Genomic DNA, 7,900 nt, shown 5'->3' on the forward strand with positions numbered 1-7,900 from the left:
AGCCCCCCAGCCCCCAAGCGCAACGCCCCAAACCCGAGCCCAAGCGCCCAAGTCCCAAGCCCACCCGCAAGCCCCCAAGCCCAACGCCCAAGCACCAAGCCCAACGCCCCGAGCCCCGAAGCCCCAAGCCCGAGCCCCGAAGCCCCGAAGCCCCGAAGCCCCGAAGCCCAACGCCCCGAGCCCACCCCGGAGCCCCGAGCCCGGAGCCCCGAGCCCGGAGCCTTGTCCCCAGCCCGTCCGCCGGGGGGCGCAGGCCGCCCGGGGGGGTGTCGGGGAGTTCAGACCCGTACGAGGCGCTCGCCGCCGGCCTGCGCGGCGCTCTCCGCCAGGTTCTCCGGACCCGCCATCAGGATCGAGCGCTGCAGACGCCGCAGCGCCACGGACGGCTCCAGCCCCAGCTCGCGCACCAGCGTCCCGCGCAGCCGCTGGTACACATCCAGCGCCTCCCCGCGCCGGCCCGAGCGGTGCAGGGCCAGCATGAACTGCCCGTGCAGATTCTCGTGCGTGCGGTAACGGGTCACCAGCACCGTCAGCTCGGCCAGCAGCTCCCGGTGCCGGCCCAGCCGCAGATCGGCCTCGATCCGCTGGTCCAGCGCGCACAGCCGCGTCTCCTCCAGCCGCCGGATCTCCATATCCAGCTGGACCCCGCTCTGCACATCGGCGAACGCCGGCCCCGACCACAAAGCCAGCGCCTCACGCAGCAGCCGCGCCGCACCGGAGAAGTCCCCCGCGTCCATCGCCCGGTAACCGCTCCCCGCGAGCCGGTCGAACTCCCGCACATCCAGCCTCCCCCCACCACTGCTCAGCAGATAACCACCCGGCAGGGTCAGCAGTACGTCCTTGGCCGTCCGCGCCCCCCCCCCCCGCTGCCCCCCACCCTCCGCGCCCCGCTCCAAAGCGGCCGCGATCAACGCCCTCAACTGCAGCACGTACGTCTGCAGCGTCGTGCGCGCACTGCGCGGCGGCTCACCCGCCCACAGCTCCTCTATCAACGCCGACACAGGCACCACCCGATCGGCATGAAACGCCAAAAGCGCCAGGACCTGCCGGGGCTTGGGGGCAGTCGGCGCGACGGAAACTCCGTTCTCCCGCACAGCCAACGCACCCAGTACATCGATGTCCACGCCGTACTCCCCTTTGCCCTTGGATGAGTCGCACCGCCAGTAGAAAACAGGACCGACGGTTTGTCAATATGAAACCGGTCGTGCTGTTTTGGTGCCCAACGGAACCCCAACCCCCCTCAACTAACCACCCTCACATGCCACTTCAGACCCAAACCCCGAACCCCCAAAGGAACCCAGCAGGCCCCGGCCACCCTCAACCCCACCACAGACACACCCCCGCACCCCCCACAAACAGACCATCCAGTCTGATCCGCCGCCGCAACCCAGACCCACCCAAACCAGAACCCCCAAAACCCACCGCCACCCCGCCGAACCAACAGAACCAACAGAACCGGCAGAACCAACAGAACCGGCAGAACCGCGCGACCGGCGGGACCGGCACCGGCAGGACGGGCGGACGGGCGGACGGTCACCTGACGGAACAACAGCCTCACAACCAGCACAACCCGCCCGGCCGGCGAGACCAGCAGAAAGCACCCGCCAGACCAGCACACCCACAGAACCAACAGGCCACCGAGAGACCCGCCACCTGCCCACCCGATCCAACCCGGCGAGGCAGCCCACAACCCACCCGACCAGCGGGACCGGCACCAGACAGGGCAGACACACCCCAGGCCGGCAAGGACCCGCCAGCCGGGTCAGCGGGACCAGCAAGAGGCAGGGCTGGGGGACTGGCACCCGACAGCGCAACAGAACCGCGCCCAGCAACACGCCGGGACGCTGCAGACGCGACAGCCGGATCCGCCCCCACAAGGCAGCCCCGACACCAGAACCACCAGGACGGGCAGCGCCAGGACCACCGGAACACATACCAGCGGAACTGGCGCGACCGGCAGGACCGGCACCGCAGAGCAGCAGACCCCACGCCCGCGAGGAACCGGCCGGGCGGGTCAGCGGGACCGGCCAACGGGACCAGCAGCAACCAAACCGACAGGACCGGCACCAGACAGAACAACAGACCCCAGGCCCAGCAGCACGCCGGGACGCTGCAAACGCCTCAGCCGGATCCGCCCCAGCAGGGCAGCCCCACACCAGAACCGGCAGAACCACCCGAACCCGCACCAACGAGAACCGGGGGGACCACCGGAACACATTCCAGCGGGACCACCGGCACCAGCCGAGCACTCAGCGCCGGAGTCTGACGGGCCCGCCAGACGGCAGGCGGGACGACCCTCCCCCGAACCCCTGCGGCATCACAGCGCTCCACGGTCCCGCCCGCTGCAAGCAGCGGCAGCATCAGGGTCCACAGGAGGACCGGCCGGGCGGGGGCAGCGGGACCGGCCAACGCGACCAGCAGCAACCAAACCGACAGGAGCAGCACCTGGCAGGGCAACAGAACTGGGTACAGCAGCACACCGGGACGCTACAGACGCCTCAGCCGGATCCGCCCCGGCAAGGCAGCCCCACACCAGAACCGGCAGGACCACCCGGGCCAACGGGACCGGCAGGACCGGCGGAACACATTCCAGCGAGACCACCGGCACCAGCCGAGCGCTCCGCACCGGAGCCTGACGGCCACCAGACCGTAGGCGGCACAACCCTCCCCCGAACCCCTGCGGCATCACAGCGCTCCACGGTCCCGCCCGCTGCGAGCAGCGGCAGCATCAGGGTCCACAGGAGGACCGGTCGGGCGGGGGCAGCGGGACCGACCAATGGGACCAGCAGCGACCAAACCGACAGGAGCAGCGGCACCTGACAGAGCAACAGAACTGGGTACAGCAGCACACCGGGACGCTACAGGCGCCTCAGCCCGATCCGTCCCGGCAAGGCGGCCCGACACCAGAACCGGCAGGACCACCCGGGCCAACGGGACCGGCAGGACCAACGCAACCGGAGGGACCGGCAGGACCGGCGGAACACATACCGGCGGGACTGGCGGCACCAGCAGAGCGCTCTGCACCGGAATCTGACGGGCCGCCAGGCCGCAGACGGGACGGCCCTCCCCCGGTCCCCTGCGGCATCACAGCGCCCAGAGTCCCGCCCGCTGCGAGCAGCGGCAGCATCAGGGTCCACAGCCGGGTCAGGGTATGCGGGGTGGTCCAGTCCCGTTCACGGGCACCCAGGACTTCCAGCCCCACCGTCCAGGCCACCACCGCCCTCGCCGCGTCCTGCGGGCACACGCCCTCGGCCAGGACCCCCTCACACGCCGCTGCCCGTATCACCTCCTCCACCCACAAACGCCACTGGCGGCGCAGGTCAGCCCCGCTGCCGCGAGAGACATCCGCACAAAGAGCGAAACCCGCCCGCACCACCACGTCCCCCGCGAGCAAACCGATCAACGCGTGAGTGGAATCCACCAGCACCTGCAGAGCATTACCCCCCACCACCCCCACACCCTGCCCGCACCCGCACCCGCACCCGCCAGCCCTACCCGCCCCACCACAGGTGCCAGACCCACCCGCCGCCCCAGCCACACCGCAGACACCAGACCCAGCACACACACCCGCCGCAGCAGCCACACCCGGTATACCTGCCACGGCCGCGCCGGGCCGGGCCACAGTGATCCGCCCCAACGCCAGCGCAGCCCGGTCCTCAACAGCCCGCGCAAGCGCCGTCTTACTCTCGAAATGAAAATGCAGACCACCAGCACTCACACCCGCCCGGCGGCTGATCACCGCGACCGACGCCGCGGCAAACCCCTGCCCCGCGAACACCTCCGCGGCAGCACGGACCAGAGCCTCCCGCGTACGAGCCGCACGCTCCTGCGTGACCATGAAATCTCCACAAACCGCCAACGCGGTTTGACCAAAGAGCTACCAACACATCACCGCCACCATCCGCGCCGACACCAGAGCCCCACTCGCACCCCACTCGAACCGAAAACCACCCACCCACCCACCCACACACACACCAACCCGCCCAACCCCACCAGCCCCCCGCCCCGACCCCGCACACCCCACGCCACAGCCCCCGCGCACACCGAAACGACAACCCCCGGCCACACACAGAAAACAGCCCTCAGAAGCCGTTGTCTTTCCGATAGTGACGGGTGCGTTTCCGCTGGTCAGGCATAGTGACGGCGCCTCGGTGGCAGAGGCGGGGTGTCGTCTCTTCGGTGGAGGTGCCGGATGCCGTCGGTGATGGGGCTGCTTGAGGAGCGCGAGCGTGCTGCTCGGCAGCGGGTGGAGGTCCTGCAGGCCGAGCTCCAGGAGGCGGAAGCCGCGTGGGAGCGGTTCGTGGTTGCCCGTCAGACGGTGGCCTAAGTCCTGGCAGAACCTCCTGTGGGCGAGGAGGCGTCGCTGGCCGGGGTGGCCGGTGAACGGCCTGCGCGGGTCGCCGGGGCGGTGCCCGGCTCGGTGGTTCCCGCCTGGAAGGGAAGGGCTCGCTCTCGACTCACTGGCGCCGGACTACCAACGGCTCGTGGAGGTCCTGGCGGGGCGGGGAGGAGATGGACTGCCGGCAGCTCGCGGCGGCCTTGGGTCTGGAGGTGGTCGCGGCGAAGGTGGAGGGAGTGCGGTCGAAGGTGAAGCGCCTGGCCGCGCGGGGCTGGATGGCCGAGAAACGTCCGGGGATGTTCAGCGTGCTCGCCGGGCGAGCCGGCGGCTCATGACGATGCTCATCGACCACCGGATCATCGCCTCGGAGGTGTCGGTGCGGGTCTCGCAGTCGCGGACCAGGCGGCGTGAGTGCATCAGCCATGCGAACGTCCGTTCCACCAGCCACCTTTCGGCAGCACCACGAAGCCCGTGGCGTCGTCGGTGCGTCTGACCACCGTCAGCGCGATCCGCAGGACATCGCGGGCGAGGTCGACCAGGCGTCCGGTGCAGCCGCCGTCGGTCCACACCAGCGAGATGCGCCAGTGCCGCATCCGCAGCCGCTCCAGCGGCGTCCGGCCGGCCTCGCGGTCGGTGACGGATGCGGCGGTGACCATCACGGCCAGCAGAAGCCCGAGGGTGTCCACGACGATGTGCCTCTTGCGGCCGTTCACCTTCTTCCCGCCGTCGAACCCCCGGCTGGCAACCGGCACCGACGCGGCCCCTTTCACCGACTGCGCGTCGATGATCCCGGCGGTCGGCTCCGGATCACGGCCCGACGCCTCGCGGACCCGGTCGCGCAGCCGGTCGTGGAACTCGGCGACCAGGCCCTTGTCCCGCCAGCGCCGGAAGAAGGCGCAGACGCGGTCCCATGCGGGGAAGTCCGCAGGCACCGCTCTCCAGGCAATGCCGCCCGCAACCAGGTAGCGCACCGCGTCGACCAGCTGCCGGTGGCAGTAGCTCTCCGGCTGCCCGCCCCTTCCCTCCAGCCAGGCGGGCACGGGCATCGCGTCGCGCACGACTGCCCACTCCGCGCCGGTCATGTCCGAGGGGTACCTCGGACGCCTGTGCGGCCGGTCCCCGGCGCTCCCGAACCGGTGAGCGAGGCAATCACACGACAGCGACGCGGAGTTGGACGGCAATGTCACGGACACGGAAAACTGCGGCACCAGGGGCCTCCTGCTGCTCGACTGGATTCGACACCCACGAGCTGTACGGGAGGCCCCACTTTCATGCCCTGCCCACCAGGAGATCGCCCGACCGAGTCGGCAGACTCGAACTCACGATCACCAAGATCGATAGAGAAACCGCTAGTTAACGCACTCAGCGCACGAAGTACGTTACTGTGCCGTGGTTGTCGGGAGAGGCCAGGCCCCAGAGGATCAGCCCCACGATGATTGCCAGCAGGATCAGCCCCGGCACGTTCTCGGGCCCCCAACTGACGGGCTCCCGAACCGGTGGGCCGGGTGTGGCGTCGTCGCGTGCAGCGTCGGAGTCGGCGCGCTGCCAGGGCGCGACATCGGCCTCACCCCGGGCGATCCGCGCGGCCACGTGGCGTACGTCGGCCGCGTGGTAGGTCGGCTCGCGGGTCAGGTCCGGGGAGGGCCCAGCCGACGTACGTACGCTGTTGGCCCGCGCCACGGCCCTGATGCTGCTCGGCCTGATCTGCGGCCAGATCTCCCGGACTTCGGCCTTCGTCAGCCAGCCTTCCCCGTCCTCAAGGTCCTGCTCGTCCGCTGCCCCCATTCGAAGTCCGCCCCCTCGCTCGCCGATCACCCTTGGCTTGATACCCAGACCGCCGAAAGATCACCCGGCCGGGCAGTCACACTCGAACTCACGCCCACCGTGATCGGTAGAGAAACGACTTCTCACCCCAGAGTCCACTCCGAACTGGAAGGACTCATAGTCAGAGCGCGAGAAGCAGACTCGCCGGCCCGACAAGCCCACCCGGCGACACGAGAGGATGCAGGTCAGCCCCTCTCAAGAGAGCGAGACGTACGGTGACTGAACCGGCCCCGGTGAACCTGATCGATCTGGGAGACGCGGATGGCAACCGCTGCGTCGTCCGCGTGACCGGCCGCTACCAACCCGGAGTACTGACCGGCCACGACATTCTGCAAGCCGATGTCCTGGTCTCCGCGTGCTTTGTCGATGCCAGACTTGAGCTCTACCTGTTCCAGCAGGACCTCGACACCTGGCAGCACGACTTGACACAGCTCGCACCGGGCAAAGGCGCAACCATCGGTGGCGACCGCGGGCTGAGTCTCGACTTCTTCATGCACGAGGACCGCACGTTGTCGTTGATGGTCCAGGACCCCGACCGCATGAGCCTCGCGCTAGGGATCGGACCGCAGGAGACCTGGATCCAGGACCACCACCAGCGACTTGAGCACCTTCGAGAGACCTGGCCCAGCGAAGTCGTGGAGACGGCTCCCATGACCTACGAGTGGAGCTCCAACCGCAAACGCTAAGTCGGTACGCATGCCCCCAAAGATCAACTAAATCGATTACTTCTCAAACACCCCTGCCGGGACAAAACGCTCTTTCAGGACAACACCCCGTCAGGCTCCCGCCCACAGGCGAAACCGACCAGCCCCACCAACCCCCGCCCCGACCCCGCACACCGCAGCCCCAGCACACACCAAAACAGCAGCCCCCCGACACACAGAGAAACCGACCCTCAGGACAACACCGTCTCGGGCTCCTGCCCCGCCCCCACCCCCGCCCCCGGCCCCGGCCCGGGCCCGGGTCCGGGCGCGAGCCCCATCTCCGCGGTCACCCGCCGCCCCCGGTCCGCAGCCATATCCAGCCGGTTGAGCATCGCCGGCGTCGCGATACTCGGACAAATATGCTGATAAACCGCCGCCACCCGCTGCTCAATGTCCTCGCGGTCACTCAACGTATGCGAATAAATCTGCGCGCCCGTCCAACACGCGGACAAAACCCAGGCCGTCTCAGCAGGATCCACATGCGGCAGCAACTCACCCTGCTCCTTGGCCCGGCACAACAGCGTCCGCGTGAACTCGATCCACCCCGGCACCGAACCCGCACCGAAAACCTCACGCATCCCCGGCCCCAAAGACAACCGGGCCCCCGCACTCAGCATCGGCTCACGCTTCATCCGATACGCCAACACCATCGCCACATCCACCAACTCCTGCAGCTTACTCTCCCGCTGAGGCACCCCACCCTCCGCGAACTGCTCATCAAGCACACCCTGAGCCAGCTCCCGCTTCGACGAAAAATGAAAATACAACGCACCCTTCGTCACACCCGCCCGGGAAAGAATGTCCGCGATCGTAGCCGCGTCATAACCACGCTCATCAAAGACCGCCGCCGCCGCCTCCAAAATCGCGCGACGCGTACGAACCGCACGCTCCTGCCGAGCCACCACACCTCCACAACCAACCCAAAAAAAGAGAAACCCACCAACCACAACCCCCACCCAACCCACCCACCCCCTAAAACCAACCAGAAGGTCCGTATTTAATCAACCCAACCCCCACCACACCCCAACACCCA

The 7,900-nt window shown here is 68.8% G+C and carries 7 protein-coding genes; 2 read left to right on the plus strand and 5 right to left on the minus strand.

Annotation, left to right across the window (positions count from 1 at the left end; genetic code table 11):
- Window positions 1-278 precede the first annotated feature (278 nt).
- Both ABZX75_RS29750 and ABZX75_RS29755 read right to left on the minus strand, forming a co-directional pair.
- Window positions 279-1,124, minus strand: a complete 846-nt coding sequence (locus ABZX75_RS29750; RefSeq protein ID WP_355415919.1) for an AfsR/SARP family transcriptional regulator — start codon at window positions 1,122-1,124, stop codon at window positions 279-281.
- 1,745 nt (window positions 1,125-2,869) lie between these two features.
- Window positions 2,870-3,838, minus strand: a complete 969-nt coding sequence (locus ABZX75_RS29755) for a helix-turn-helix domain-containing protein (RefSeq protein ID WP_355415921.1) — start codon at window positions 3,836-3,838, stop codon at window positions 2,870-2,872.
- A gap of 354 nt (window positions 3,839-4,192) precedes the next feature.
- Between ABZX75_RS29755 and ABZX75_RS29760 the strand changes: the two genes are divergently transcribed.
- On the plus strand, window positions 4,193-4,327 hold the full coding sequence (locus tag ABZX75_RS29760) for a hypothetical protein (RefSeq protein WP_355415923.1): 135 nt from the start codon (window positions 4,193-4,195) through the stop codon (window positions 4,325-4,327).
- Between the two features lie 428 nt (window positions 4,328-4,755).
- Here the strand turns inward: ABZX75_RS29760 and ABZX75_RS29765 are convergent, their stop codons facing one another.
- Complete coding sequence (locus tag ABZX75_RS29765; RefSeq protein ID WP_355415925.1) at window positions 4,756-5,421, minus strand: IS5 family transposase; 666 nt, start codon at window positions 5,419-5,421, stop codon at window positions 4,756-4,758.
- A 280-nt stretch (window positions 5,422-5,701) separates the two neighbouring features.
- On the minus strand, window positions 5,702-6,124 hold the full coding sequence (locus tag ABZX75_RS29770; protein ID WP_355415927.1) for a hypothetical protein: 423 nt from the start codon (window positions 6,122-6,124) through the stop codon (window positions 5,702-5,704).
- 272 nt (window positions 6,125-6,396) lie between these two features.
- Between ABZX75_RS29770 and ABZX75_RS29775 the strand changes: the two genes are divergently transcribed.
- Window positions 6,397-6,849, plus strand: a complete 453-nt coding sequence (locus tag ABZX75_RS29775; protein WP_355415929.1) for a DUF5959 family protein — start codon at window positions 6,397-6,399, stop codon at window positions 6,847-6,849.
- Window positions 6,850-7,058: 209 nt separating this feature from the next.
- Here ABZX75_RS29775 and ABZX75_RS29780 read toward each other — a convergent pair whose 3' ends face one another.
- Window positions 7,059-7,769, minus strand: a complete 711-nt coding sequence (locus ABZX75_RS29780) for a ScbR family autoregulator-binding transcription factor (protein ID WP_355415931.1) — start codon at window positions 7,767-7,769, stop codon at window positions 7,059-7,061.
- Window positions 7,770-7,900: the final 131 nt, after the last annotated feature.

Origin of the sequence: Streptomyces sp. NPDC003038, assembly GCF_040611115.1 — a bacterium.
In the GTDB taxonomy this organism is placed as follows: Bacteria; Actinomycetota; Actinomycetes; order Streptomycetales; family Streptomycetaceae; genus Streptomyces.